Here is a 438-nt window from a genome sequence, read left to right as displayed (position 1 = left end):
TTTTGTTCATCGGTCAGCGGTAACTGTCGCAAAGCCTTGCCGAGAGATTCGGTTAAGCGCGCGGCAGCTTTACCCGTTGGTGCAGCCAGACGGATACGGCAGCGTTCGCCGTCGGCCATTTGAATTAACGCTGCCAGCAACTTCGCTACGGTGGTCGTTTTACCGGTGCCAGGGCCGCCGGAAATCACCGAGATCCGCCGCGTCAGCGCCACTGCCGCCGCAACTTTTTGCCAGTTAATTTCATCGCTTACTGGAAAAAGTTTGTCCAGGGTTTGCGCCAGTAGAGCTTCATCAACCTCAATGGCATGATTCACTTCGTTGAAAAAGTTTCAGTTGGTTATTGCTAATCGCTTCTTTCAGCGCTGCGCCTAAAACCAAACGCTCTTTTACCATTTCGTTCATCGCCGGGCTGAAGAACTGCCAGCCGTTACCGCCATT

The 438-nt window shown here is 53.0% G+C and carries 1 protein-coding gene; it reads right to left on the bottom strand.

Annotated elements, in window-relative coordinates; genetic code table 11:
* On the bottom strand, nucleotides 1-314 hold a 314-nt coding region (locus tag K0039_RS25495), incomplete at its 3' end, for an AAA family ATPase (RefSeq protein ID WP_228106921.1).
* Between the last annotated feature and the right edge of the window lie 124 nt (nucleotides 315-438).

The sequence above is a fragment of the Terrisporobacter mayombei genome, from assembly GCF_020748465.1.
GTDB lineage: Bacteria > Bacillota > Clostridia > Peptostreptococcales > Peptostreptococcaceae > Terrisporobacter > Terrisporobacter mayombei.
This window is presented reverse-complemented; position numbering and strand designations above follow the sequence as displayed.